This window comes from Haloferax elongans ATCC BAA-1513 (assembly GCF_000336755.1).
GTDB lineage: Archaea > Halobacteriota > Halobacteria > Halobacteriales > Haloferacaceae > Haloferax > Haloferax elongans.
Window position 1 is genome coordinate 1 of record NZ_AOLK01000004.1, and the last position, 25843, is coordinate 25843.

Below are 25843 nucleotides of genomic sequence, written 5' to 3' on the forward strand. Positions count from 1 at the left end.
AATCCGCAGACAATGCAGCGACAGGAGAGCGTAGTCGGCGAAGCCGCCACACCCTTCGGGGGCGGCGACTTCGCCTCGGTCACCAACAACATTTTTAGCTAACGTGACCGCTTTGCTCGTGAAGCGGAAAATTTTCGACATAGAGCATCGGCGGTTTCCCGCTTCATCTTCCAAATTCTACCGGTCGAAACCGACGCCGTCTAGTGATTCACCAGAGCCGTTTCATGGCACCGATAAATTCGTCTCGACCGATAAGCGACAACTGGGTGTGAACCTCTTGGACGATTAACTCCTCATCAATCCCTGCTTGTGCGAGTACAACCATGTCGTCGACGTCATCGTCTCTATTCGCGACCGATTTGAAGAGGAAGATATCGTCGAGCGACACCATCCGGACAGTCAACGGTCCGTCTTCGAAGAGGTGCTGGCTTCGGGCCTCCATGTCGTCACTCAGCATGAGCACACCGGCGACTTGTCTGTGGAAGACGTCGAATCGACGCTTACCGTTCTCAAGGATGAACGCCGCGTCAAGTTCGTCATACTCTTGTTTGAGATCTTCTGGCGGCCCATATCCCGCTGCGGTGAGTGCTGCCCAAAGCTGCTTGAGTTCGTACTCCTCTCTAACAATGAGGCCGATGTCTTTTGTCGCGTTCTTAAGCTCTTGGAGCGTAAGGGCGCCTCCTCCAATGAGATACACCGTAATCGGCTCGTTGATCAGGCTCGCGAGTTCGTGAAACTGTTCTCGGATCGCCGTGTACTCCAACGTCGATTCGCGGGTCATATTTCTACCTCGTAGTCACGAGCGAGCGATTCCATTTCAGACCAGGGTGGGGTTTGCGCTGAGGACTGTTCGCCGTCTGTTCGTAGGTACGTCAAGAGAGGTGAGATGATGTCTTCGACTCCGTAGGATGTTGCGACTTCGCGAACGTCTTCGTGGGATGTGTTGGTTGCGGAAATGAGAAGCATAGCGTACTTTCGGTGGCGAGCGTCGTTCTCGATGAGGAGTAAGTGACAGACCAAGTCGGCCGGTGAGAGTGACTCTCGACTTTCTGAGTAGAAGTAATAGTTCCCCGAGCGCGTGAAGAACTGCAGACTGTATTCGCTGAATGCATCGAGTCCTGTCAGCAGGTACTGACTGTCGTCAACAACTTCGTCTGTTCGCACAATGAACTCGTCATAAGATTCCCACAGAAGTGTTCCACTCCCGATGTCGGTCTGGAGTTGCATACGGTGGTGTTGGTGCCGGAGTTCCACAGCGAACTTGTGAAGTCCTGAGAACTGTTCGGTGAGGCGGTATCTCGTTCCTTGCTTAACAGCCATTGCCCGGTTTGTAAGCGTCTTGAGCGTCCGATAGACAGTGGCTCGTGACACATCGGTTCGTTGGGCAAGCTCGGCTGCCGACACCGGTTCATCTGCGTTGAGATAATAGAGGACGCGAAGCATCGACGACGTCATCAATTCCGGGAAGTCAACGTGGGAGTTGGTTGCTGTGAGCTCTTGGTACACCTCGAGGCACTTCGCAGACGTAGGGTGTATTATCGTCTCGTTGCCCACCCGTTCGCGGGTGACCAATCCCAATTTTTCGAGATGGACCACAGCGTTCGTGATGGTTCCCGGCTCATACCCGAGATCAGCGGCAAGTGCTCGGCGCTTTTTAGGGGAATCAAGTGTCGCCATGATTCGCAACTCATTTTCCTCTAGCATGGTGTCTCAAATTGGATGTACTTGTAATAAAGCACTACATCGGATATGAGACTTTTGGGTGATGAGTGAGAAAAATCGATTGTTCTCCGCCGTAGAGAAAACACTGTATTCAAGTACAACATTGTGGCTCTGAAGTTGTGCCCAACAAAGATATTGAGCGTGTCCAGATAACCCCGCTTAGGTGGAAAAGTGCTAGCACAACGGAATTGTTGTAACAGCCGGGACCCTCATTTGGATATTAGCCCGTTCAAGAGGATGTTACAGGACTGATTGCACCCTTTGAATTTTGAGGGACAGAGCTTGTCGAACGAGATCTAAGAGAACGGTCTGATTGCTCGTAATCATTAGAAAAAACACAGACGAATATCGGTCAGGATGGTCACTATACTGCAGACCCCATTATGTTATTACTTTGACTGACTCTCGTCTAGACTGATGAAAGTATTTGAAGTGCCTTTGCACCTCCTGTACGAGAGAACCAATGGTTCTCAGACTCTGACGTCGGACGATTTGGCACTTGCACATCATATACTGACACCGTTATCTAAAGATCAATTATTGAGTGATGTTGATATTGATAATCCACTTGAAGTTCTCAGAGATAATCCCGCTGAACAGCCACAATTCTACTTGGGTCAACTATGTGGCTACGGTGAAAATGAGTCCCCTTCGCTAGACACTCCATCGGCACAACTACCACTCAATTGTGATGTTGCGTTTACTCAGGCTGTAGACGGACGGTTGGGTCAAGCTCGTGAACTGCTAGAATACCTGATTCAGCGAGACGCAGAGGTAGACTCTCTCGACACTGAATTGATTGAGCGATACGAACAAAGCCAAAGCGAGTTCACGTCTGAAGAACGTGACATCACAGTCCGTGCAGCCTCTGGGACTACTGCTGAGGAGGACGCATTGGCTGGGAGGTTGCTTAGGTGGTTAGAGACGCAGGAGAATGACTTTGTATTCGCTCAACAGGAGGTTCCAGTTGGAATACAGCGATCCGCGGCGACTTTAGATAGGGAAATTACTACTGATCGAACTATCTCGGAAGTCCTCAAGCCAAGCGGACGCAGAAACCTTCCGAAGGGTTTCTGGACAGAAGCAGAAATCGCACAGTCTCTCGGCTCTGCGACTCCCTCTGGCGCTGCTCGGGTCGACCTTGTTATCGCTGGGCCAAAAACAGTCTATGTAACCGAATTAAAGACCGAGAGTCAGCCTATTCGGTCTGTTCCTGACGTCTACCAGTATCTCGGCCAAACCATATTTTATGGGGACTGTTTTATTGAGGACTACCCGTCAATCGCAGCTGAACAAAGACTCATCCCTGTATTAGCCGCTGAGAGTATTAGAATCGAAGACGAGATCATGAAGCCAAGCTTCGAGAAGCACGGTGTTGCGCTGTTAGATGTCTCCAAAGAGAAGTGGGTCGTACATCCCCACGACGTTGTGTAAACATCAATTTTGAAGCAGGGCTTTTGCCAGTGACGTCATCTGTGCGAAAATATTTCTGATTTGTCACCGGAGCCTTCCACATGGATTCTAATCGGGCCGGTGGCGTGTTGTTGGGACTCGCGTGTGGAGACGCACTTGGTCGGCCAGTCGAGTTCACGTCTGCAGAGGCGATTGCTGCTGAGCACGGGCGCCTTACCGACATGGTTGGGTACGGGACCTGGAACCAACCAGCCGGGACTATTACTGATGACACTGAGCAGGCCCTGTGTATCGCACGAAGTCTTGCAGAAAATAACGAGTTCTCTCCAGGAGATATCGCCGATCGGTTCGTAGCGTGGTACGACAGCGAACCATTCGACATAGGGCGGATGACTCTCCGGGCGCTCAGTCGACTCAAACACGGTGCAGTATGGGACGAGGCTGGCCAGGCAGTCTGGGAGTCGAGCCCGGAAGGACAAAACGCCGGGAACGGCAGCGTGATGCGATGTCCACCACTGGCGATTCCGTATGCGACTGACTGGGACACTCTCGTAGATGTGAGTCGACAATCCTCCCAAATCACACACGCTGATCCCCGATGTACGTGGGGATGTGCCGTGTTGAACCTCACAATCGCTGGTCTCCTTGAGGACGCTGACACACCACTTCGTGACGCGCTTGATTTTATTGGTAGTGATGCTCCTGTGGCGCTCACTGATGCGCTCGAATCGATTGCCGATGGTGAGTCCCCAGACGAGTTGAAAACGTCTGGGTACGTCGTGTCCTCGCTGCAGACTGCACTTCACGATGCACTTGGTGCAGCGACGCTCGAGGACGCGATTGTAACTGCTGTCAACCGCGGTGGAGATGCAGATACGATTGGTGCCATCGCTGGGGCAGTCGCCGGTGCTCGATTCGGTCAGTCACAGCTACCTCAAAGATGGACGACAGTCGTTGATGGGACAACAGAGGTCAGAGAGCTCGCAGATCGGTTGGCTAGTCGAGTGTGAAGGTAGTTACTCTCTATTCAGAACTGCTGTGTTCGGTCGAGATGGGGCGTTAGTGGGTCACCCAAATTCGTTCGAACAGACGAGCAGTCACACCGTCTTGGTCGGCTTGATATTGAAGTCGGCTCACAATTCACGACTATTCTCAGAAACCGTATTCCGGTAGTTCAGATACAATTATCAAACACTTTGCTCATCTGACGGTGGTGCCCACTCGATCTTTTCGAGTTCATCCAATGCTATTCGGAGAGCGGATTTTCGTTCGTACTCAGCTAAAGTTTCTACACTACCGTTGCGTAACTGCTGCTTTGCCTCTTCTAAATGGGATTGGTACTCTGGTGGAACCCAATCTACCTTGTCAAGATTACGTAGTCCGGTATCGAAAGTAGAGTATCTCTCGTCTTCGGAAAAACTCTCCCATGAGGCTAACCCACTTCCAATCACGACTTTTGCCTGTTCAAGAGGCTCTCGTTCTTTGACCATATCTAAATTGACTGCCAAATTCGTAAATGCCTTCTCCCTCCATCAACCCGAGCTCAGAGAATGGTTACTTCGACGAGTGAGAACAGATACGGGAGTTAATCTAATCTATAGGACACATTTACTTCCGAGACACTGTCCAGTTTAGAACCTCCTTGACTGCGTTCTTCCGTCAAGCGCTCGATGCGTCCACTCGAAATAATTGTATTGCCCGAGTTGTATACTTGTCTAAATTATTACTACGACACCCACACCCCAGGTGTCGAATGTAAACACTCGAAATAGACAGGATGAAGCGCTCAGGTACTCGTCTGAAAGGAACAGAGGTTGTGTCGATTGTTCTATTCTCTGCTTTCTGATAACTATAAATTGCGGAAAGTATAAGTCGAATAGACGAAAACGATTTCCGTATACCAACTAGCTGAGACAGTATGTTTGGTAGGCCTCTCCCTATGGGCCGATAGAGGTTCTGTCAACCGCGTTCTCCAGGCATTTACTTTCGACAGGTGGGGTGTGTCTGCTCGGCCGACGCTAAGTGAGTGGTTTGTAACGACAGAACGGATCGATTTACATTCGACACCTGGGGTGCCCCCCGGTACGAACCCGCGCCGAAGCAAGGTTTACACTCGACAGTCGGGGTGTGTGTTACAATCGACGCTTGGATACCAAAGTGGTTCTCGAATGTGCAGAAAATCGGTTCTAAATACAGTCCAAAACGGCACTTACATTCGACGCATGGGGTGTGAATTACCCTATCTTTATATATTCTCCACCGGGTGTCGATTGTATGGATTCAGGCGGCAACGAACAACGCTCACTTGATGAGATGTGGGCTGCTGAGGACCCGATATTCGAGCGAAAGCAACTGCTCGAAATTGACCACATCCCTAACGAGGACCGCATCATCGGGCGGGACGAGGAGATCGAGAATATCGTGTCCTCCCTTCATCCAGCTATCAGCGGTGGCTCGCCGCGGAACACGCTTATCTACGGGAAAACTGGAACGGGAAAATCTCTCGTCACGAAACACGTCACACGGAGTGCCCAACGCTACGCCGGAAATCAAGGCGTGGAGATGGGTCGAGCCTATGTTGACTGTACGCAATCATCTACCGAGACCCGTGTCGTCGTCAACCTTGCACGAGAACTCAATAACCCCGAGAGGACTGGTATCTCTATCCCCGAAACAGGGCTCTCGACCGACGCGTACTATCATCGACTCTGGCAAATCCTCGACGAACTCTATGATGTTGTAATCGTCATTCTCGACGAAATCGATAAACTCCAAGAGAATGAAGTTCTGATGCAACTCTCTCGTGCTGGTGAGGCTGGGAAGGTTGATTCGTGCAATCTGGGTATCATCGCGATCAGCAACAAAATCTCGTTCAAAAAATCGCTTGACGAGCGTGTGCTGAGTAGTCTCCAAGATACTGAATTCATCTTCCCCCCGTACGATGCGAATCAACTCCGTGCCATTATGGAGAACCGTAAGGACGCCTTCAGACCGGGCGTGATTACTGACGACGTCATCCCGCTCTGTGCGGCGTATGCAGCACAAGAACATGGTGACGCTAGGAAGGCACTGGACATCCTCCGAAATGCGGGTGAGCTCGCGAAGAATAGCGATGCTGAGAAAGTAACTGATCAGCACGTCAAGGATGCTCGTGATAAGGCTGACATGGACCGCTTTGCGGCCCTACTCAAAGACCAACCAACCCAGGCAAAAGCACCAATTCTCGCGCTCGCGGCACTCGTTGAGTCCAAGAATGAGGCCGAGTTTTCGAGCAACGAGATTTACGAGGTCTACAGGTACATCACAAACCAGCTGGACATGGATACACTCTCGCAACGACGGATGAATGACCGGCTTAACGAAGCCGTGTTTCTCGATATTCTCGGACGGACCGAACGCGTTGTCGGAAGGGGCCGAGGCCGGGGCGTCACTCCCTACCTCTACCATCTACTCGAGGACTCGGATATCGTACAGGCGGTCATCCTTCGGGACTCGCGATTCGAGCCGCTTGGTGGGCAACCATTGATTCCCTGACAGCGTCCCTGTCGCCTGATTTCACATTCGACACTTGGGGTGCTGGCTGCCGTAATTCTGTCAGACACTTTCAAGACAATAGACAGGTTGATTAGTGAGTTGACCAATTTGAAATTGCTGTTGTCAGAGGCTCCCCTCCCAAGCGAGTCCACGGTTCGGTCGTCCGCTGACGCCCTCCATCTCTCCGTGTTTCGCAAAGTACGTACCCTGCCTTACATGGTGCCCATCTCGTCGATACGGTGAAGAGTGAGATCGTGGGTGGGGCCGATTTCGTCTTACAATAAGGGATGACAACAAATCGGTGGAGGTGATGGTCGAGCCCCTATCCCTCTGTCGAGGCGTCACAGAAGATTCATACCGTTGAAATATAACAATATGTTAACGAATATGCCGGAAGGCCCTGAGGTGAGTGTGGTTGATGACATATTAACCGGCTTAGCCTTGGCTGTCCAACGGCATGATGATATCTCTGCTGACCCCCGCTACGTCACGAAAACAAAACTTGAGAAGCTCGTGTATATGGCGGCAGACGAGTTTGACTGCCCGTACACGTACAGCTGGTACCTCGCCGGCGTCAAAGCACGTTCTTCGGGCTCGTTCAAACCGTCGTACCAGACCACTGCACAAACAGTAACTCCAGACGTGAACGAATCGTTTGCGGACGATTCGATACCGTACTCGCCAACAGAACGAGAGGAGGAGTATGCAGAATTCTTCGACGAGTACGTTCACTGGCTAGTGAAAAGCAAATATGAATTCCTTGAGGACTTCTACAGTTCCGAAGCACCCGATAAGTACCAGGAGTTGTATCTGAGCGTCCATAGTGTCCGCACGCTTCTCGACGAGACTGTCAACGAATTAGATTCATCTGATTCGACACTCCAAACTGGACTCAGTAGCTTTGAAGAGGAACATCCGTCGGTAAACGTTCGCTACGAGGATATTGGGAGGCGAATATCGCGTATACACCTGGAACTCTCTGCAGACCCGGATCTTCGAAAGGTGATGCCTCAGTACAAACGCTACACTGACTTGCTGGAACGGGCTTTGTTTGGGCTTTCAAATATGAACGCAGCAGATGTAGGTGAAGAGCAGATTAGGTGTATCTCAAAGCTTGACGAATTCCATTTCCACAACGCTTGGAAACTGCCTGCACTCGTTATATCGTTAAATACTGCACGTGGCCCCCGGCGTGAACAAATAATCGTCGACAGAGGTCGGCAACTCGACAATTTTGAACCCAGGTATTCGAGGGGTTTGGAGGATTTAGCTGAGGACTGTCGAGCTTCCGGATTGTTAGATGGCGATGTGAATTACCCTGAGCCAGACAATAGTCAATCGATGGAACTAATTGCCGAACTAACAAATCGATATCTATCAAATTAATCAGGTAAATCGATGGCTGCAACGGAACTATTTCTAGACACTTGTGTTCTCCTCAATTACGTGCAAGCATGGCTCGAGAGAAGTTACTACTCTGAGCAATTGTTCGAACAGCACGATAGCAGCAAACTAATCAGCACGACCGTTGAGTCTGAGTTCGACGAGAGATGTGATTCCCGCGAGTTCATATATTCAGATATTGTCGACTACATCTTGTACGACGACGGTAGACTCGAAGAGTATCCGGTTGATGATCGCGATAATCCGGAGTATATCACTAACCACGACCGGAGCTTCGTCCAGCGCGTCGTCGACGAATTGAGCGAGAGTAATAAAGAAGAGCTTCTTCGGCAACTTCGGGAATATCATATGCAAGTCGAGGACCGACGGCAGGCCATCTATGAGGAACTCGACTCAGTACTTGAAGCAAGTTCGGACGCCATGTTAAAACGATATCTACAGGGAGCCGTCCGGAATCGGATGGACAGACAGGTGTTGGTGGATGCGTCCGACTGGAGCGGGAATGGTGGCTCTGGCGTTTTCATTACTAAAGACAAAGGAGACATCCTCAAAAACACCGAACAAATAAACGAAGCAATAGATCTGTCAAGGAGCTCTGAGGCAGTGCTGGAGATTCTGACAGTGAAGGCTGCCTGCAATCAATAAAATCGTGCTGTCGTGGCATTCTGTCTCCGATAATATGATGTTGAATGTCGCGAAATTGACCAAAACCAGTTTCCAACATCCTTAATCTGGTAGTCGGTGGGCCTCAAAAGGGTTCGTGGTTTTGTGTCCCGAATAAAGACTCGTCTTGGAAGCCAACTTTGACGTTTTTTCTCCTGCGACCATACAGGTTTATTGGAGGTTGATTTCTGAATACTAACAACTCAGGATACAGCCGCCAACTCATGTCATCCAAATCATCTACCTCACCTACTGAGTTCGTCCAAGAGGCCTTCGAGACGAAGGTTTCCGACGACGAAGTCACCGAACTCATCGACGTACTCGACGAGACGATTGCGAATCTCCGGAAGCAAATCAAAGACGAGACGCTCGGGAAGATGCTCCGGGCCGGAGCCGGCTCCTACCTGCTTCGGGGGAGCATGACCCGCGACGGTCTCCAACCCGAGTCATTCACCCAAGACGCCGTCATCAATCCGCTTCTCGACGTGCTTGGTCACGAGTATTCGACCGAAGCGGGTGGACTCTCGGGAGGGCGGACGATGGTTGCAGACTACACAGTTTCCCTTCGGGACTATGCTGACATCGACTCCACACGCCTGCTCATCGAGGCCGAACCAATCAACAAAGACCTCGATAGCCGGGAACACGGCGTCGGCCAGGTCCGAGACTGGCTGAGCCAACGGGAATTCGAATCCGACTTCGGCTTCGCCACCGACGGTCTCCGGTGGTACTTCGTCCGCTACGACCCGGACACCTATACCCACAATATCATCGAGGAAGTGGATTTACAGCCGGTTTTCGTCGCCCTCTTCGAGAACCAGACCGGCAAGCAAGAACCACCGACAGAAGCCCTCTTCGAGGCTGACCGGGAGCGAGTCGTCCGGCTCATCCGCACCTTCGAGTTCGAGAACTTCACGTCTATCGCGGGGGACGCCCGGCAGGTCATCAAGCAGACTCAAGAGGAGATTACCGACGAGTTCTACGACGACTACATCCGATTCGTTTTCGGCGTCGTTGACGACGACGAGACCACTTCACGCTCACTCATCGGCGACGGTGTCATGCCCCCAGACGAGGCGACCGAAGAGGACACTCGCCTGTTTGCGGTCGAACTGATGAACCGGCTCATCTTCATCAAGTTCCTCGAAGACAAATCTCTCGTCCAGCCGAACCTGCTTCGGACGCTGAAAGACACCTACGAGAACGGCATCTATGGAGGTACCTTCTATGACGAGTTCCTGCAACTGCTCTTCTACGACGTGATGAACAACAAGCCGGGAGACCGGCCATCGACCGTCCAGAATATTGATCTGTTTAAGGGTATCCCGTACCTCAACGGCGGTCTCTTCCGACCAACCATCAACGGGGACGACTTTGAGGAAGACGACTTCGACGTTCGGAACTCCGTTCTCTACTCGATCATTGACCTGCTGGAAGGGTACAGTTTCTCCGCAGGCGGCGCGCCGACCGACCTCGACCCCAGTATTCTCGGAAACGTCTTCGAGAAGACTATCAACTACATCACGAGCGACAACGCCGACACCAACAAGGAACTCGGCGCGTACTACACCCCGAGCGAGATAACCCGCTTCTGTGCCGAAGAGACCGTTCGCCCGGCGCTGTTAGACCGCTTCCAGACCACGCTGGTCGAAGAGTGCGACTGGCCCGAACACTCCGCCAACGGGTTCGGATCGGTGTACGAACTCATCGACGAACTGCCGGGACGCTGGGGAACGATAAGTGCCCTTCTCGCCACGGTGGACGATTTCCGAGTAGTTGATCCCGCGATGGGGAGTGGCCACTTCCTCACGTCGGTACTCGAAGAAATCGTCAACATCCGGAAGGCGCTGTACGCCCGCAACGAGCAGTACCCCGACGAGTACCGCCTGAAGAAGACGACCGTTCTCAACAACGTCTACGGCGTCGACATCGTTGGCCCGGCGGTCGAAATCGGGAAGCTTCGCCTGTGGCTCTCGGTCATCTCCGAACTGACCGAAGAGAACGTGGGAAAACTTGCCGACGACGACGCCCTTGCACTCCCGAACATCGCCTTCAATCTTCGAGCCGGGAACAGCCTTATCGGGTACACCGGCTTCCCCGAAACGACCGACAACGGGGAATACACGCTCGGGAGTTTCAGCGAAGACACCGTTCGAGACCGCTACCGGAACATCATCGAGGACATCCAGAAGCACGAGCAGGCCATCGACGGCGAGACCGCCGAGGAGTACCGGCAGAGTGCGCTTGAGAAACTGGAGAACGCTCGTGAGGAACTGATAGACGACATTCACAGTGACTTCGTCGCTGCTGGAATTGACGACATCACGCCAAAAGCGGTCGAAGCCATGCAACCGTTCAACTGGGTGTTGGAGTTCGCCGAAGTGTACGCTGATGGTGGCTTCGACGTTATTGTCGGGAATCCGCCGTGGGACAGAATCACCCCTCAGCGAGACGACTTTTTCACTCGCTACGACCGTGATTTCAGAACACTCCTTCCTAAAGCGAAGAAGGCCCGCCAAGAGGAGTTGATGGAAGACCCAGAGATTCGGGAAGGTTGGGAAGATTATAAACGGAACGTGGAAATTCAAGCAGAATACTTCAACAACTCCGAAGACTACGAACTGCAACGTCCTACCGTAGCGGGGCGAACTCAGGCGACGGAGAATGACTTGTCTGCGCTCTTTCTTGAACGTGTTTTCCAGATTGCTCGAGACGATGGGTTTGTCTCACAGGTTCTACCGGGAGCAATCTTCAACGGTTCCTCCACGAAAGATCTTCGCCTACATCTGCTCGACGAGACCGAAATTGAATCTCTAGTCACCTTCGAGAACAAGGGTATTTTCCCCGAGATTGACAATCGCTACAATTTCGGCGTTTTGACGTTCGAAAACAGGGGTTCGACCGACGAACTCAAAGGGATATTCCAACAGCATAGCGTGGACGTATTGCAGGAGTTCGAGGAGATCTCCCTTTCTATCCCTCGCCGTGTTCTCCGTGACTACTCACCGGAAGCTGGTATATTCCCCTACCTCGAATCCCAACAGGAAGCAGATGTATTGAACACAATTCTAACTCACCCGTCTATTAGCGAAAAAGTAGGTGATTCGTGGAGAGTGGAACCGTATGCTGAACTCCATCGTGGTAGCGACGTTGACCGTTTCGTAGAGTCGGAAGAAGAGGGCGACTATCCGGTACTGGGAGGGAGTAATATCTACCAGTTCATGTACGACCCCTCTTTCTTAGACAACTTGGAAGGTCCAAAATTCTGGAGCGTGGACGAAGAAGAAGACCCCGGCCAAAGTGCAAAACGCCGAATTCGAGAAAAGAGTCTTCCAAAACTCAAGCGAGGTCTCTACGACGCTTTCGACGGGTCAGGTTCCCAAATTGGGTTTGTAAACGATCTGCTCGAAGAACACCGGGGAGAGTCACTTTCCGAAAAGGACGTGCTTCTTGATTGCACTGAATATCGGGTTTCGTATCGAGATATTGCCCGTGCAACCGACGAGCGAACGATGATTGCCTCGGTTCTCCCGAAGGGTATCGTGGCCCACGACAAAGCCCCAACTCTCCGCCCGTATGAAATCTCTCCGGAGGAGAGCGATTTGGCTGAGTCTCCCCTTCACAGTGCCTACGAACGGATTTATTCTGATGAAGAACTGTTTGTCACAGTTGGATTGCTCAATAGTCTGCCGTTCGACTTCCTCATGCGAACAAAGATTGACTCAACAGTAGTCTTCTACAAATTGAAAGAGTCCCAAGCCCCACGCCTCACCGAAGGCGACGAGTGGTTCGACTACATCTGGACTCGCGCCGCCCGGCTCAACTGCTACGGGAACGCCTTCGAGGAGATGCGAGAGCGACTGGGTGGTATCGAACCGGCGACAGACATGGACGAACGTCGGGAGGTACAGGCCGAACTCGACGCTGCCGCGTTCCACGCTTACGGTCTCGACCGGGAGCAGACCGCCTTCGTGCTGGAGGACTTCCACCAGGTGCAGAATCCTCGCTTGATGAACGATGCCTACTTCGAGATGGTACTGGAGAAGTACGACGAACTCGCCTGAACCAATTCAGAGGTTAGCTTACAACCGGAAGTTTGCTTAACCATCGAACTCGTGTGCATGACCACCTGTCGGATCTGAATTCACACGGCGTGTTGCAGCTGGTAGATAACAGGAGTGGTTGTGTTGACTCTATATTGACTGAAAATATGTTATTTTGCGGACTTTATTTATTTCGTTACATTGCCCGACGATGGATTTACCATCAGTTCCTACACATAACTTGTAATGACAAATCGGTCCCCTCAACCGAATTCTAGAACACCTGAACGTCAGTCTGACATCAACCCGGGCACGTACGTATTGCATGGTCGTGGAAACCGACGACTTACCGATGTCAAGGTGAATCGGTACGAATTGCGTGTGGATGGTGGTGTCGAAAACCACTGGGACAGGCAATCTTTCACCTCATCTGTGGCGTACTACTTAGACCGCACTCACGGAACTCCTGTTGCATCGGCTGGCCCACTGAGTGTAATCTCCGTTACTGGGCTCTCAAAACCGGTGAACGTCTGGGGAAAACGAGTAACACCAGTGAAAACGGAGACTGTCCAGTTAGACCCGAAAAAGAAACGTGACCGAGAGCACCTTCGTGCTTTTGTTCAATCTTGTCTCCGGCGAGCAGTCCCAGATGACACCTATACATACAAATTCATCAATGACATCGTCAGAAACGACCCTGCGTTCTCCACTGGTACCGATGGATTTGCTGCACATCCCAAACACGAGGTCAAGGTACAGATAGCTAGTGATGGTACTGTATTAGCTCATGTCGAATCAGGGTACTCTATTAAGTCCAAATCGACGCTTGACAATTTGTTCTCCCCAGGTAGCCAGTTGCCGAACATGAAGGTCGCTCACGACACAGACCGCTATGCTAAGGAAGGACAAGGATGGCTCAAAGGCTGGAGCGAGTTCAACTATACTGATTATATCCGCGATGTCGGTTCATCCATCGCCGAACTTCATGAGGGAACTGCTGACGAAGACTGGAGGCAACGTCTTATTGAGGAAAATCCACGGCTTGTCAAGGTCAAGTATGGAAGTATGGTCGGTAACCAGCTACCTCACTTCCTCCGATTATCTCCACGACCGGAACAAGTACAGAGGCAGGATTACGACTTCTTTTCCCAGTTCATCTCTCGCCGTGCGATGATGCCTGATGAGAAGTACGATTATTCAAAATCCTTCTTCGAGTCACTTTCGAGGCTGCCAGTTATCGATTTAGAATTTGAACCCGGTCCGACAAATCACCCATACAAACGAATTAACGTCCGAGAACAGAACACGCGGCTTGTCTTCTCTGGTGACCAACAGAGCAATACTCCAAGCAGCGGGCTCCGTGAGTATGGGGTGTATGCTTCCCCAGGGAGGTACCGCGTTGGTCTCTTAACGCCTTCTCAGTGGGAGGAAACACTACAGGAGCTAACGCCTCTTCTCGTTAAAGGCCTCAATAGTATCGGAGCACCTGCTGGAGTGACTGGCTATCATTACGACCTCGGGGATATTTCGAATTACACGCCAGTTGCGCATGAGATCCGTAGTGAGACTGATGCTGTTGTTGCAGTTGTCCCTAATAAGGGGGCTGCAGATGATTTCGGTATCGATGACCCCCATCATGAGCTAAAACGGACATTGATGCGGAAAGGTATCCCCACCCAGATGCTCCAGAAGTCTAGCGCTCAGGAACTTATCAAGCAACGAGCTACACCAAATAATGATAAATTCTTGAACATCTTGAGCGCAATCGTTGCGAAAGCAGGTGGTACTCCTTGGCAAGTCGACTCTCTACCCGGTAAAACTGATGCTTTCATGGGTCTTGACGTGACGCGCGACTCAGAGAGTGGACAACATTCCGGAGCCAGCGCTAGCGTCGTACTTGCGGATGGGACAACCTTCGCAGCAGAATCGACAACCCAACAGGGAGGTGAAAAGTTTGCCGCTCGCCACGTTGAACAATTTGTTCGTGACCTTGTTGTCGACTTTGCGGAGGGTCAAGAAAGAGAGATTAATCGTGTGTGTATCATGCGCGACGGGAAAGTTCATGAAGATATTGACGCTGTACGAGAGGGACTCTCTGAGCTTGATGCCGAGATCGACATCGTAGGAGTTCGAAAGCGGGGACAACCCCGAATCGCAGACTACAACGGAACCCGCTTCAAAATTGCATATAAGGGTATGGCCTTTGTCGACACCGACCGCGACGAGGCAATCATCCACGGATTCGGGAAACCTGAGATTAGAGATGACAACCCTGTTGGGACACCGCAGACTTTCAAACTTGTTCGACATTCGGGACCGACTGATATCGAGACCCTCGCAAGACAGGCTTACTGGCTCTCAGAAGTTCACGTCGGTAGCCCAGCCAAGAGTCCTCGACTCCCGATTCCAATTGAATATGCAGACAAAGCTGCAGAATATGTGCGCAAGGAATACGTGTCTCCTGGAAAGGTGATAGAAGGCCCCGCATACATCTAACTGGCTGGCTTTATTGAAGTCCTCTTCCCATCTGACAATTCTCTGAGACGTACATTTCGAAATTGATCCGCGGAATTCGGTAGGAATACTCAGTCTTTGGAATGTCAATACTAGTGGATCTCGACAGAGCTAGTGATGTGCATATGCCCACACAATTAGATCGGGATTGACAGGAGAATTCTAAAGAGTAAGCTCAACATTAACTCTGTCTTTCTTGTACACCCTTGAGGTTCGGTTATTAGTTTCGAGTACGGAAACTCGTAGATGGCCCGAATGGTGGGCTAAGCTGTGTAATCGCCTATTCGGGCTGGAGCGCCCATGAAACGGCTTCTTTCGCACACAGTCCGGTCAACACGGTGCCAGCAACCCATCACCGATTGAGGTTTCAACAAGGCCACTATCTTCAGTAGTCGTCAATTCAACCGGTAGTTACGTCTTCAACTTGATTTAGAGCGGCACGAAGGAAGCTTATCGCTGCCGGCCGATGGAGCGGCTCGTTTTGATTCCCACATTGGCTGCTCATCAAGCATGCAGGACAACCAACGTCGCGCTCGCAGTCGCAGTTATCAATGCGCTCGACAGTACGCTGTGCAACCGACTGGAAGTTTTCGTAGACGCTGTGAGCGAAACCTACGCCGCCCTCAACCGCATCGTGAATGAACCACACCGGAGAGCCCACCTCGTTGTGGTGGAGTGTTGACAGCCCACCCATATCGCTGTTGTCTAATCGGAGTTCCAGCGGTGCCATCTTGATCATACCATGTTCTCCCCCATGGAGGCCACCAGCCAAGGTATACTCTTCTTCACCCATCGATGCGAATTCACCGCTTTCCTCCGGTTGGAGGTATGAGCTCCGCGGGATCTCATTCAATACCCTACTAACAATCTCCCGAGGGAACGCAATCCACATGACCTGTGTACGGAGCGAAATTGGTGCAAGATCAATGGGAATCATCGGTTCGACGATTTCCCCGGTGTACATGTCGATGACGTTGTAGGCGCTGTAATTGATATGCACCGTCCCCATCCCAGCACAGAGTTGATAGCCGCCACCTAGGTCATACGACCTCTCAACATCCAAGTCAGTGATCCGTTTGCTGTGGATTGCCTGGGTATAGTTCGCAGAATTTGACCGCTCGACGGTGACGTACGGGTTGATTCGGTCCTCAACGACTTCCTGAACTTCGTACTGGTCCCCGTCATAAAGCACCAATGCGCCGGGGTGATACTCGCGGTACACACGTTCTTTGTCAAGGGGCTCCATGTCGATCTCCCCATCTACCTGTCTCACGTCGTACTGTTCATCGGTGGTCGCATACATCGAAATCCCGCTCTGCGGTCGAGCAGTTCCGTTGTACTGTGCGCCCCGATCCAAGTCTCCGACTAGCTGCCCGGCTGCCTGCCACATGTTAATCGCTCGTGAAAGCCGATCCCTTGGTCCGAACCACTTGGTGTCAGCTTCAGTAAGTGGCCGTTCAGATGCAGCACAGAGAATGTGCTTAGCGTACACTGGGTTATTTGAAAGATCGATGACGGCATCTTCTACGTTTTCTTCAAGCACATAGTCGGGGTTGTTCAAAATATACTGGTCGATGGCGTCCGATTGGGGAACAAACACGGATAGCGAATCAGTGGTTCCCCGACCTGCACGGCCGATTCGCTGCCAAAAGGATTGCCGGGTGCCGGGATAGCCAGCGAGCACCGTCGCATCCATTGAACCAATATCAATCCCAAGCTCCAGTGCACTGGTCGATATCACCCCGTCGACTTGGCCAGCATTTAGCTGGTTCTCTACGGCACGTCGCTTCCGCTTACTGAGCCCAGCGTGGTATGGCTCCACATCGATATATCTTCCATCAGGATGACTTCGGGCGGCTTCGATAGCGCGTTTGACGCCAATTTCGGTCCCCTGGCGCGAATCAGTGAACATCAGTGTTTGGACATCGTTCTTCGCTAGGTGGACTAGAGCACCTGCGGCTTCCTCATCGGAATTCCGTCGCATAGAGGGAAGAATCTCGTCTTCTTCCAACTCCCCGACCAAATCCCCCGTTTCTTGGAGTGGTGGTTGCCAGAAGCCAACCTCCCGTCGGCCGTGAGGACTACCGTCCTCGTCGATGATTTCGAATTCGGCTCCGGTCAGGTGCTCCGAATGTTCTCTGGGGTTTCCGATTGTAGCAGTTGAACAGACCAACTGTGGGTCTGAGCCGTAGTGGTCAAGAAGACGGCGGAGCCGGCGGATGACCCATGCGACGTGCATCCCATGAACTCCAGTATAGGTGTGGCATTCGTCGATGGCCATGAGTTCACAGTTTTTGAAGATATCACGCCATTTCATGTGTGAGTCAAGATACTGGTTGATGCCTGCAAAGTTTGAGATAACAACGTCAACTCGGTCTCTGATCAGTTTTTTCCGGTCATTTTTCGTATCACCATCATAGGTTTCAGCAACAGCGTCAATACCAAGCTGATCGAAGAGATCATTGACTTTCCGTTCTTGATTAACACTCAATGCTTTCGTGGGATACAGGAACAGGGCGCGAGCATCCGGATTCTGCATTTTCTGAAGACAGAAATAGAGCGTGTAGACCCAAGTTTTACCAGAAGAGGTGGACGTAGCGACAGTTACATTATTGCCTGACTGTAACTCGCGAATCGCCTCGGCTTGATGGCTGTAGAGATCGTTTTCGAGTAGGCCACCAAGCTCATCCGGTAACACATCCGTTGCTGGAACCGTGTTTGCCTTTCGAGGAGGGTCTGCGATTGTGTCTACAAGTTGTCCTTCGTAGTCGGGGAAGGTCTCTTCAAGGGTGTTGGCGTTCAGGACTGCGTCGAGTGATGGAGTTGTATTCTGGCTCATGGTTTAGAAATCACTAAGAGTTCCTTGTGACGTGGAGTTTTCATTTGACGAACGGGATCGACCCCCGCTTGACGTCATTCGGTTGGTGGATGCCTTTATCTGATTATAGATGTGTGCTAACGCCCGAACGTCGTCTTCGCAATATCGTTTGTGACGCTCCCAATCTAGCTCGGTAGCTGGGCATGGATTCGCGGCATAACGCTGGAACAACCGGGCGACTTCAGCACCGGTTAGACCGGTATCGAATGGCTCCCAACCGAGTGCCTCCGCGACATCTCCCAATTTGTTTGTTAACCCAGGGAGGGTCGCGTTATTCTTTTTGACTGCCCAGTCGTAGAGATCGAAACGATACGTGCTTTCCCAGAACTCGAGATATCTGGGGCAATGGTCGGCGATATGTTCGTTGATCACGGGGAAGTCAAAATTCCAGCCGTTATAGGCCACGATTGGCCGATCACGTCCGAACTCTGCGAGCCAAGACAGAAACGCCTCTAGTGCCACATCGGGTTTGTCTGGATCGGTCTCGATGAACGGCATATATCGGCCGTCTTGGTCTGGAAGGTAGACGCCGATAAGCCAGATAATCGTGGGATTGAGACCATCGGTTTCGATATCTATGAAAATCGGCTTACCTTCTGGTAGGCTCGCACCGGAGGCCTTTCGAATCTCCCCTTGTTCAATCACCTGTGCCGATTCGATAGCTGTTCGAGCTGTTGTCTGACCAAAGCCGGAGAGCCTCGAGATTTTCTTGACCGATGACCTCGAAAGGTCTTGACGGGAATGTATGTTGGCCTCGCGGAGTGTTTCTATGCGTGTCCCACCAACCTGGTCAACGGCCCGCAAACCAAATCTCTCTAGTTTTCTAGTTTTTCCGCCGACAATACCGTTAGACTGGAGTTCGAAGTGTGCAATTCCAGCATAGCTTATTCCCTGCTGTTCATTGGCACTAGGCATAACGCCCTGGACATCGACACCTTGCCACTCCGCACGATACTCTGGGTTTGCTTTGATTGTGAGGTGGGTAAATTCACCAACGGCATTGTGCTCGGCGAGTGTGTCCCGGTAGGCTGCAAGACCATCGAGACGCGCCTCCAAATCGATGAGGTCGACAGAAACTGCAAGTTGATCCGATAGAAGATATACCTCGGAGCTTTCCTGTCTCAGGCTCTGTTGGGTATTCTGTATGAGCGTCTCAAGGTCTGCGGGAGTGGAGACCCAGACCAGCTGGATATCATTGTCCCTCGCTATTTCGATTGGCTCACCGGAGTTGAGCGGTTGGGTCATCACATGCACAGAGTCGTCAAGTTCTGCCCTCAAGAATGGCTCGTGGATTCGGTTGGGGGTGAAGATGACATCGGAATCGAAGTAGCGGACGATGTCTTGGAGCTGGTTCCCTCCACAACGCTGCATCGTCACCTCTGGGAGGACCGTCAACCCAATCATGAATCGACTCCTGTCCGAGTGTCCCACACGGTTTCTCTTCGGTACAATTCTGGATTAGATCCCATTCGAGGCTTATTGTTAGGGTTATTCATGAGTGGGTTACCTGCGTACTTCCCCTTGGGCCAGCGCTAGGTCACACTCGGTGTTGAAGCGACAACTGACACACTTCTTCCAGTGATTGGCACCTGATGGCTCTCCCCCGTCACGCCAGAAGGCTGCGTATGCTCGAAGTTGCTTACCTCTCTCTGTGTCTCGTTCGTATGCAAGCGGATGTTGGCGGATATTCGGGTGTATTGGTGACTTCTCGTTGAGCTTGATAGCGACGTCGTCGCCATCTTCGCCTGCGAGTAAGAGTTGTGCCCTGCTCACCTCGACGGCGTTGAACTTTGACTGTGAATATTTGAGATAGCGAATGGACAGGTCTGAAACATCAAATCCGATTCGGTCCAACAGGTTTCCATGACACCATAAGAGGAACTGCTCGTTCGGGAAGAGCTCTTCAAGATATCGATCTTTCGTCACGCCACGAACGAGTGTCAACTGGACCGGCCGCCCATCTACGAACCGTAGAAAGGTCGGCCGCCCTATCAAGACCATGTTCACGAGTTCATGAGCGAGCGGCGGATAGAGCAACGAGACATCCTCCGATTGAATGTCGTCCCAGGCATCTGCAAGTGTGTACTCACCACTGGTCGTTCCCGTCGTCTCGACCAGTTCGTTGTGCTGTTCTTGTGCACGAATGAGGCGCTCTGGTAGAGATTCATCATCCGGGGTTTCCGCGCGTTCGAATTGCGCTTTTTGCTCGCAGTAGTGTTGGGTCTCTATGGTACTGAGCGGGATGATTCGCTCTAAGTCGGCTTCCGATATCGACTCGAAGAGTGCCAACTGGTGACGTGCAATCTTGGCGGGTGTTGTTGAGTGCGTTCGGTCGCCAGCCATGTGACAACTTACACAGGCATACCCCATAGGGCTCCCTATTTTTCAAAATCGGCCGCCGTCTGCCGATTTAGGTAATTATAATTACACTTCATTTAAGTACTAACTATCAAATTCATTTTCAAAAATCACAGGTTCGATAGCATCATTAGGTCCGCCACTGGTTCATCAAGAGCCGTCTGTGTCACAATGGCTTGAGAGCTGAAAATAGGGTAAAGTACGTCTCGCTGGCCGGTGACTTGATAGCCCCTAAATCAGCCAGCTAATTGAGAACAATTCTATCGATCGAATGCTGCTTCCAACTTCTCGTACATCCTCCTCCGCCGAGCATTCCGCTCTTGCTCCCTAGACAGGTAGTTCCGAAGTACAACCTCCGTCGACGAACTCCCCTGGTCTTCAGCAACTCCCTCCAGTCCCTCTAGCACTTCTCCCACTGCTTCCTGATACGCCGAGTACCAGAACCTCCGTCCCATCTTCGGCGTGGGCGTATCACCATCCACAACTACCTCAGCACGATCAGCAAGTTGCTTGAACCGACGGCGAACCGTACTCACCGACACGTGACCCGTTGACGACGACCGAGAGGGGAACAGATACCCGTTCCAGTTCTCACGGCCAGAAAGCGCGTCAACCCGGTCAGCGACGACGTCCACGCCATACAACAGTGTCACCTCACCAGGACCGTTCTTCCGCTCTCCATCACCGAACGACAGATGAGGGTCCTCAGCATCGAGTACCACTTGATCAACGTGCAACGCAGCAACCTCCGAAGGTCGCAATCCCCAGCCAGCAAGCCCAACGACGAGCAACTCCGCTTCGGGTGAGTCGACCTCGCTGTAGATCCGGCGAACCTGCGACGCCGACAACGCCTGTGGGTCTGGGTCACTGGCCTCCCAGCCGAACTCCTCACCGGCCTCCGAGAGTGGGTTGTATTGAGCGTACTTCCGGCGCTTCACGAACGCGTACCATGCTCTTGCGACGTGCAGATACTCGAGCTTCGAACGGTCTGTCGATAGCTCCTCGTCGAACACGTCGAGGACGGCAAGACAGCGTTCTATCTCTCGCGGTTGCTGGTCTAACTCAGACAGTGGTTCGAGCAACGCATCAGTCCCGTGCAACTCTCGATACGTCCGAACCCACTTCGCCAACCGCGTCCGGTGGGTCTCGACGGTGCTCTCTGCACGACCACCACGAGTCTCTATCGATGTGAGATACGCTTCGAGCGCATTCACAGTCGCATCGTGGTCGACGTTCCACTCCCACTCGTCCGACTCCTCGTCTTCCAGGCCAATCACGTCAACGAAGAACTGCTTGGGTGTGAGGTCATGATGTTCGCGCAGCGCGTACGCGATACCACTGTATCCGTGTTCGGTGAGCCAGTCGTAGGTCGGAACGTCTCGATCTTCGTCGAACCCATCGCGATATCGCTTGGGCGCGATGTCTTGCCAGTAGACGTCGACGAGTTCGTCGAGGTCCATACGCGACCAATTGTAGCGACGACTTCGTGTCTTTTGGGCTGTGGTCTCGTCATCGAGTTGCTGGCCGTTAGACTGTTTTGTCATGCCGATGTACTGCCCGAAAGACCGTTTGCCGTATTTCGGGACGGTACCGAGCCGGTGAATTTCATTGGTCTCTGCTGTTTTTCACAGCAAAATAATACTTTGGCTTGTGCGGGAGTGGCCTAACTAATATGCAGCGTCAGTAGACTGAACGTAGAACACCCGAAATCACCTCTCTCATTCTCGAGTAACGAGCATGCAGAAACGCGGAATTCACGCAGTACCCCAGTTGAGACTGTGGTGAACACTCGAAATGACCCCTCCCTGTAAGATGGCCGTTTGGGGTTGTTGAAAAATCGGACTAGTGAACCCCTCATACCTTGACAGGAGCAGCGTGACACATGCGGAGTGAGTCTCTCATCGTACACACGAGTCTACGCTTGAGAAAACCGCGACAGAACACCTACCTACTAGCAGATTCTCAGTTGACAATATGGTGATATCCAGGCGGTTTAGCCTAGAGAATCCATGGACCCTCATTCCTGTAAACGCAATTCTATGGAGTCTTCTCTACCTTTTCCTCAAGGCGTGATCTTCGACGGAGAATGGGTGAGGACTATGATTTGGGGTGCTTTTCAGGGGGTAATAGCCGAGATGACACTTTCCATATTGATACGTTACCAATCATAATTTCAATATCCCGTCTAAAAAGCCGCCAAGTGGTCCAGATTCTTCGAGGCGCTTTTTGATTTCAGGAATCTCTCGAAGGTTGTCTTCAGACAGATCCAAGTTGACTCGGTTCATGTATTTTTGGCTGATGCCCTCTTGTTCTGCGAAGTCCTCGAGCGAACTCAGTTCGCTGAGCAAGTAGGTGATAAGCTCGAGCGATGAACTGAGATTCTCCTTGTTTACCTCTTCGTAGATTGTCTCACGGATTTTCCAGTGAAGTTCACTCATCGCTAAGGCGATCAGTTTACTGTCAACGTGTCTCCCTAGTCGCAGTAGAGTTCGGTTGCTCACAAAGCGCGTTCCTCTCCATGCCATCTTGTAGGGTGCTCCGAATTGGAACAGGCCAATCTCAATAGTGAACGCCAGTAGTGCGAACGCAAACTGCTCGTATTCGTCAGGTTCGACTTCTCTCGAGGAGGAATCCGCTTTCTTCACCGCGATGTCAAGCCTTTCTGCGGATTCGTATAGGTTGTTGAACGATCCGAGAAGTGGAAGGTACCGGACGACCGGTCCTATTTTCCCTCGGGCAAGTGCAACCCAGTCGTCCTCAATGTAGATTGCTGTGTCGTACTGGTGAAGAACACCGATTAATCGCTCTGTCCTCCGTAGGTTAGCGCTTAGACTTTTTAGAGAGTCTGTGGACTCAGACACGGACTCCCACGTTAGGGGTTCGAAATTTTGGTGAATCTCGTGTGATATCTGTTCGAGAACGAGCTCAAGATCCTTGCGCTCGTCAGGAAGTTCGTTGAACGTCCCCTTGATTATCCGTTTAAATTCATCTCTGTTCGACGATTTTGTTGCGCTAACTGCTGTAGCTGACGTGCTTGGGAGGAGTGCAGCCACAGTTGCGTTCCGAAGGTACTGGCGTCTTTTCATAGTGTACCTAAATGTCAATTATATTTATGGATTAATAAAGATATTACCAAAATTTCATGGAAGAATGAATATGGCGACTATACAGTCAAACCTTACCCTTGTGTAGCGATCACGCCACCAATAGCTCCGTACGAATCTCTGGGTGCAATTCTGAGTGTGTGGGATTTCATCGACGTTGTTGGCAACCACCCCACACTCAACGCACCGGACTTCTCCGGTGACATTGCCTTTCGAAAACCGTCCTGACCGATGGAAGTCTCTGAACGAATAAGATGGTAGCGCGGTGGTCGGGTCCGAGAACGAGCGTGCTGTCGATTATCACACCATGGAAGAACGTCTACCTGCGTGAACTTCTTGTCGACGGCGAACGCCGTCGAGAAAACAAATCCTACCCACGCCTGAGCTTGTTACAGTCGCATTCATCGTATTGAGGGTCGGTAGTTAGCCGCGATGCCTCGTCTCGCCGTCGCGGGGGAGAGTGCTCGTCCTGCTCACAGTGGAGTCTGACGTGGCCATCACGGGGAAAGAATATATACGTGAGTTGGTTCGCACCGAGTAGAGAAATGATAGATAAGAATCCAGGACTGTTCATGACTGCAATTCAGACCGGCGAACAGTTCCTTGGAGATTTGGTTTTACTATCGGGAGTTTTTGGCGCTGCCGCCGCGTTCGTGATTGTAGGTAGTTTCGTGGTTTGGGCCTACATTCGGTAAGCGGTTCAGCAGTGTTCCACAGACATTCCACCGAGGGAGAAGATTTAACATTGGAGCTTCGGCGGCTTCGGATAGGGCAATGTTAGAACAGCTACAGCACATCCCAATCACGTATTTCGGAGTTCAAGAAGCGGCGGAACTCATTACACTGGCGGCCGTCGGTGGTATAACGGTGAAGCTCGTGGACGCGTTGCGGGGGTAAGCACCGTCAGTCGACGAGGCCGGTGAGATGGTAGAGTGCACTCCCTAGTCACAGTGGTGTCTGACGGTGTCATTGCAGCCAGAATCATGTCCTCTGATTAGTATTATAATAATTCAATACATTCAATTAATTGAGATGGATGGGAGATCTCTACTTGTATTAGGAACTCTCGGAGTTCTAATTGTGGCGGGGTTCAGCACTGGGATTCTGGGCTTTTCCGGTGCGACACCTACGGTTGATGGAGACCAATTTAATGAGTCAGTCTCAAACGTGAGTTCAGGGTCGGATGACCTTGTCGGGAATTTTAGTCTGGAAGTCGACACTACACACAATAAATCGAAGCTTGAGCGTGAGATTCACGCCGAGATCAACACCCGGCGACAAAAACACGACCTGAGCACGCTCAAGTATGATAGTGAGCTAAGCGAAATTGCAGGAAGTCACTCTCAAGACATGGCGGGTCGGCAATATTTTAGCCATGTATCACCAGACGGAACCACACTGAGTGACCGTTACCAATGGCATGGTTACGAGTGTCGTGTGAGTACTTCATCAAATGAATATGCAACCGGCGGAGAGAACATCGCTTACCGGGCTTCGACAAACTTAGAGACGAACGAATCGAGACTAGCGGTTACAATCGTTGATGGGTGGATGAATTCGACTGGGCATCGAAAAAACATTCTCCGACCATACTGGGAAAATGAGGGTATCGGAGTCAACGTCACTCGTGAAGGGGATAAGACCGCTGTCTACGTGACACAGAATTTCTGTTAGGTTTTGGTCGTTCACGGGGCTGCTGTTTAAGAGATGTGATGTTGTAGCTCTGTTGAAGGCCTTAGCACCTGACAGAAGCCGTGTGACACAGACAGAGGGTGTATTCAGTAGGATACAAACAAGGATATGGGTGACAGTGTGTACTCAGCTACTCGGTTCTGAATGTTCTTCGATCATCGCGTCTTGTTTTCCTCGGTAATAGAGCCAGAAGAAGACGAGTAGCGTCAGGGGGAAGAATATGATTGCGACGATAGCCAGTGGTGGAAAGAGGACGAAGAGAGCAAACGTCTTCCACGAGACGATTGTGTCGCGGGGCATAATAGAACGGTGGCTGACAAGACATTAAAATTTGAACTGACCGACTCGCGTTTTGTATTCAGTACGCTCGTAGGACCTCACCGAACACTGTCAGTAGTGGCGTGCAACACTCAGCGCAGAAGTCCTACAGCTGGCCTGCTCTCCTACAAGCAGTTCAGTGCGCTCTTCGGACAGAACATCGGGGCTGTCTCTTATACACATCTCTGAGCGGGCTGGCA

At 51.5% G+C, this 25843-nt stretch carries 17 protein-coding genes and 2 pseudogenes; 8 read left to right on the forward strand and 11 right to left on the reverse strand.

Going from position 1 to position 25843, the window contains the following annotated elements:
- The 4 genes and pseudogenes from C453_RS19765 to C453_RS20895 form a co-directional block, all read right to left on the reverse strand.
- Window positions 1-141: pseudogene (locus tag C453_RS19765) on the reverse strand (IS5/IS1182 family transposase); the annotation flags it as partial.
- A 67-nt stretch (window positions 142-208) separates the two neighbouring features.
- A complete protein-coding gene (locus tag C453_RS00865) occupies window positions 209-781 on the reverse strand; it encodes a DUF6036 family nucleotidyltransferase (protein WP_008322078.1) in 573 nt (190 codons plus the stop codon).
- A complete protein-coding gene (locus C453_RS20605; RefSeq protein WP_241430645.1) occupies window positions 778-1164 on the reverse strand; it encodes a hypothetical protein in 387 nt (128 codons plus the stop codon). Before C453_RS20605 ends, C453_RS00865 begins: the two co-directional genes overlap by 4 nt.
- A gap of 129 nt (window positions 1165-1293) precedes the next feature.
- A pseudogene (locus C453_RS20895) lies at window positions 1294-1704 on the reverse strand (MarR family transcriptional regulator); the annotation flags it as partial.
- Window positions 1705-2139: 435 nt separating this feature from the next.
- Here C453_RS20895 and C453_RS00875 point away from each other — a divergent pair.
- A complete protein-coding gene (locus C453_RS00875; protein WP_008322080.1) occupies window positions 2140-3156 on the forward strand; it encodes a hypothetical protein in 1017 nt (338 codons plus the stop codon).
- Between the two features lie 80 nt (window positions 3157-3236).
- The gene (locus C453_RS00880) at window positions 3237-4145 is read left to right on the forward strand and encodes an ADP-ribosylglycohydrolase family protein (RefSeq protein ID WP_008322081.1); all 909 of its coding nucleotides are present in this window, start codon (window positions 3237-3239) and stop codon (window positions 4143-4145) included.
- A 177-nt stretch (window positions 4146-4322) separates the two neighbouring features.
- Here C453_RS00880 and C453_RS19770 read toward each other — a convergent pair whose 3' ends face one another.
- The gene (locus C453_RS19770) at window positions 4323-4625 is read right to left on the reverse strand and encodes a hypothetical protein (RefSeq protein ID WP_152417964.1); all 303 of its coding nucleotides are present in this window, start codon (window positions 4623-4625) and stop codon (window positions 4323-4325) included.
- A 784-nt stretch (window positions 4626-5409) separates the two neighbouring features.
- Between C453_RS19770 and C453_RS00885 the strand changes: the two genes are divergently transcribed.
- From C453_RS00885 to C453_RS00905, 5 genes are all read left to right on the forward strand, one after another.
- Window positions 5410-6669, forward strand: a complete 1260-nt coding sequence (locus C453_RS00885) for an orc1/cdc6 family replication initiation protein (protein ID WP_049907363.1) — start codon at window positions 5410-5412, stop codon at window positions 6667-6669.
- Window positions 6670-7080: 411 nt separating this feature from the next.
- Entirely contained in the window at window positions 7081-8055 is a 975-nt protein-coding gene (locus C453_RS00890; RefSeq protein ID WP_241430643.1) for a hypothetical protein, read from the forward strand.
- A gap of 12 nt (window positions 8056-8067) precedes the next feature.
- Entirely contained in the window at window positions 8068-8718 is a 651-nt protein-coding gene (locus tag C453_RS00895) for a hypothetical protein (RefSeq protein ID WP_008322085.1), read from the forward strand.
- 242 nt (window positions 8719-8960) lie between these two features.
- Window positions 8961-12800, forward strand: coding sequence for an Eco57I restriction-modification methylase domain-containing protein (locus tag C453_RS00900; RefSeq protein WP_008322086.1), 3840 nt, complete (start codon window positions 8961-8963; stop codon window positions 12798-12800).
- A 360-nt stretch (window positions 12801-13160) separates the two neighbouring features.
- Window positions 13161-15275, forward strand: a complete 2115-nt coding sequence (locus tag C453_RS00905; protein ID WP_241430644.1) for a Piwi domain-containing protein — start codon at window positions 13161-13163, stop codon at window positions 15273-15275.
- Window positions 15276-15693: 418 nt separating this feature from the next.
- Here C453_RS00905 and C453_RS00910 read toward each other — a convergent pair whose 3' ends face one another.
- The 5 genes from C453_RS00910 to C453_RS00930 all read right to left on the reverse strand — a co-directional run bounded on the left by C453_RS00910 (window position 15694) and on the right by C453_RS00930 (window position 23615).
- Window positions 15694-18132, reverse strand: coding sequence for a DEAD/DEAH box helicase (locus tag C453_RS00910; protein WP_008322088.1), 2439 nt, complete (start codon window positions 18130-18132; stop codon window positions 15694-15696).
- A 3-nt stretch (window positions 18133-18135) separates the two neighbouring features.
- Window positions 18136-19575 carry a ribonuclease H-like domain-containing protein gene (locus C453_RS00915; protein ID WP_008322089.1) on the reverse strand — a complete coding sequence of 480 codons (1440 nt, stop codon included), beginning with the start codon at window positions 19573-19575 and terminating at the stop codon, window positions 18136-18138.
- A 99-nt stretch (window positions 19576-19674) separates the two neighbouring features.
- Window positions 19675-20514 (reverse strand): hypothetical protein, encoded by an 840-nt coding sequence (locus C453_RS00920; protein WP_008322090.1) that lies wholly within the window; start codon window positions 20512-20514, stop codon window positions 19675-19677.
- A gap of 275 nt (window positions 20515-20789) precedes the next feature.
- Window positions 20790-21989 carry a site-specific integrase gene (locus tag C453_RS00925; RefSeq protein ID WP_008322091.1) on the reverse strand — a complete coding sequence of 400 codons (1200 nt, stop codon included), beginning with the start codon at window positions 21987-21989 and terminating at the stop codon, window positions 20790-20792.
- Window positions 21990-22694: 705 nt separating this feature from the next.
- Window positions 22695-23615: a hypothetical protein gene (locus C453_RS00930; protein ID WP_008322092.1), complete on the reverse strand. Its 921-nt coding sequence runs from the start codon at window positions 23613-23615 to the stop codon at window positions 22695-22697.
- A 1050-nt stretch (window positions 23616-24665) separates the two neighbouring features.
- Here C453_RS00930 and C453_RS20945 point away from each other — a divergent pair.
- On the forward strand, window positions 24666-25307 hold the full coding sequence (locus tag C453_RS20945) for a CAP domain-containing protein (RefSeq protein ID WP_083881558.1): 642 nt from the start codon (window positions 24666-24668) through the stop codon (window positions 25305-25307).
- A gap of 144 nt (window positions 25308-25451) precedes the next feature.
- On the opposite strand, the gene C453_RS20290 is transcribed toward C453_RS20945, so the two are convergent.
- Complete coding sequence (locus C453_RS20290; RefSeq protein ID WP_008322094.1) at window positions 25452-25625, reverse strand: hypothetical protein; 174 nt, start codon at window positions 25623-25625, stop codon at window positions 25452-25454.
- Window positions 25626-25843 lie beyond the last annotated feature (218 nt).

Excerpts from the sequence above, each read along its gene's own strand:
- C453_RS00865 (WP_008322078.1), bottom strand. The coding sequence starts at position 781 with ATGACCCGCGAATCGACGTTGGAGTACACGGCGATCCGAGAACAGTTT.
- C453_RS00910 (WP_008322088.1), bottom strand. The coding sequence starts at position 18,132 with ATGAGCCAGAATACAACTCCATCACTCGACGCAGTCCTGAACGCCAAC.
- C453_RS20290 (WP_008322094.1), bottom strand. The coding sequence starts at position 25,625 with ATGCCCCGCGACACAATCGTCTCGTGGAAGACGTTTGCTCTCTTCGTC.
- C453_RS00920 (WP_008322090.1), bottom strand. The coding sequence starts at position 20,514 with ATGGCTGGCGACCGAACGCACTCAACAACACCCGCCAAGATTGCACGT.
- C453_RS00930 (WP_008322092.1), bottom strand. The coding sequence starts at position 23,615 with ATGAAAAGACGCCAGTACCTTCGGAACGCAACTGTGGCTGCACTCCTC.
- C453_RS20945 (WP_083881558.1), top strand. The coding sequence starts at position 24,666 with ATGGATGGGAGATCTCTACTTGTATTAGGAACTCTCGGAGTTCTAATT.
- C453_RS00900 (WP_008322086.1), top strand. The coding sequence starts at position 8,961 with ATGTCATCCAAATCATCTACCTCACCTACTGAGTTCGTCCAAGAGGCC.
- C453_RS00895 (WP_008322085.1), top strand. The coding sequence starts at position 8,068 with ATGGCTGCAACGGAACTATTTCTAGACACTTGTGTTCTCCTCAATTAC.
- C453_RS00885 (WP_049907363.1), top strand. The coding sequence starts at position 5,410 with ATGGATTCAGGCGGCAACGAACAACGCTCACTTGATGAGATGTGGGCT.
- C453_RS00915 (WP_008322089.1), bottom strand. The coding sequence starts at position 19,575 with ATGATTGGGTTGACGGTCCTCCCAGAGGTGACGATGCAGCGTTGTGGA.
- C453_RS00925 (WP_008322091.1), bottom strand. The coding sequence starts at position 21,989 with ATGGACCTCGACGAACTCGTCGACGTCTACTGGCAAGACATCGCGCCC.
- C453_RS00880 (WP_008322081.1), top strand. The coding sequence starts at position 3,237 with ATGGATTCTAATCGGGCCGGTGGCGTGTTGTTGGGACTCGCGTGTGGA.
- C453_RS00875 (WP_008322080.1), top strand. The coding sequence starts at position 2,140 with ATGAAAGTATTTGAAGTGCCTTTGCACCTCCTGTACGAGAGAACCAAT.
- C453_RS19770 (WP_152417964.1), bottom strand. The coding sequence starts at position 4,625 with ATGGTCAAAGAACGAGAGCCTCTTGAACAGGCAAAAGTCGTGATTGGA.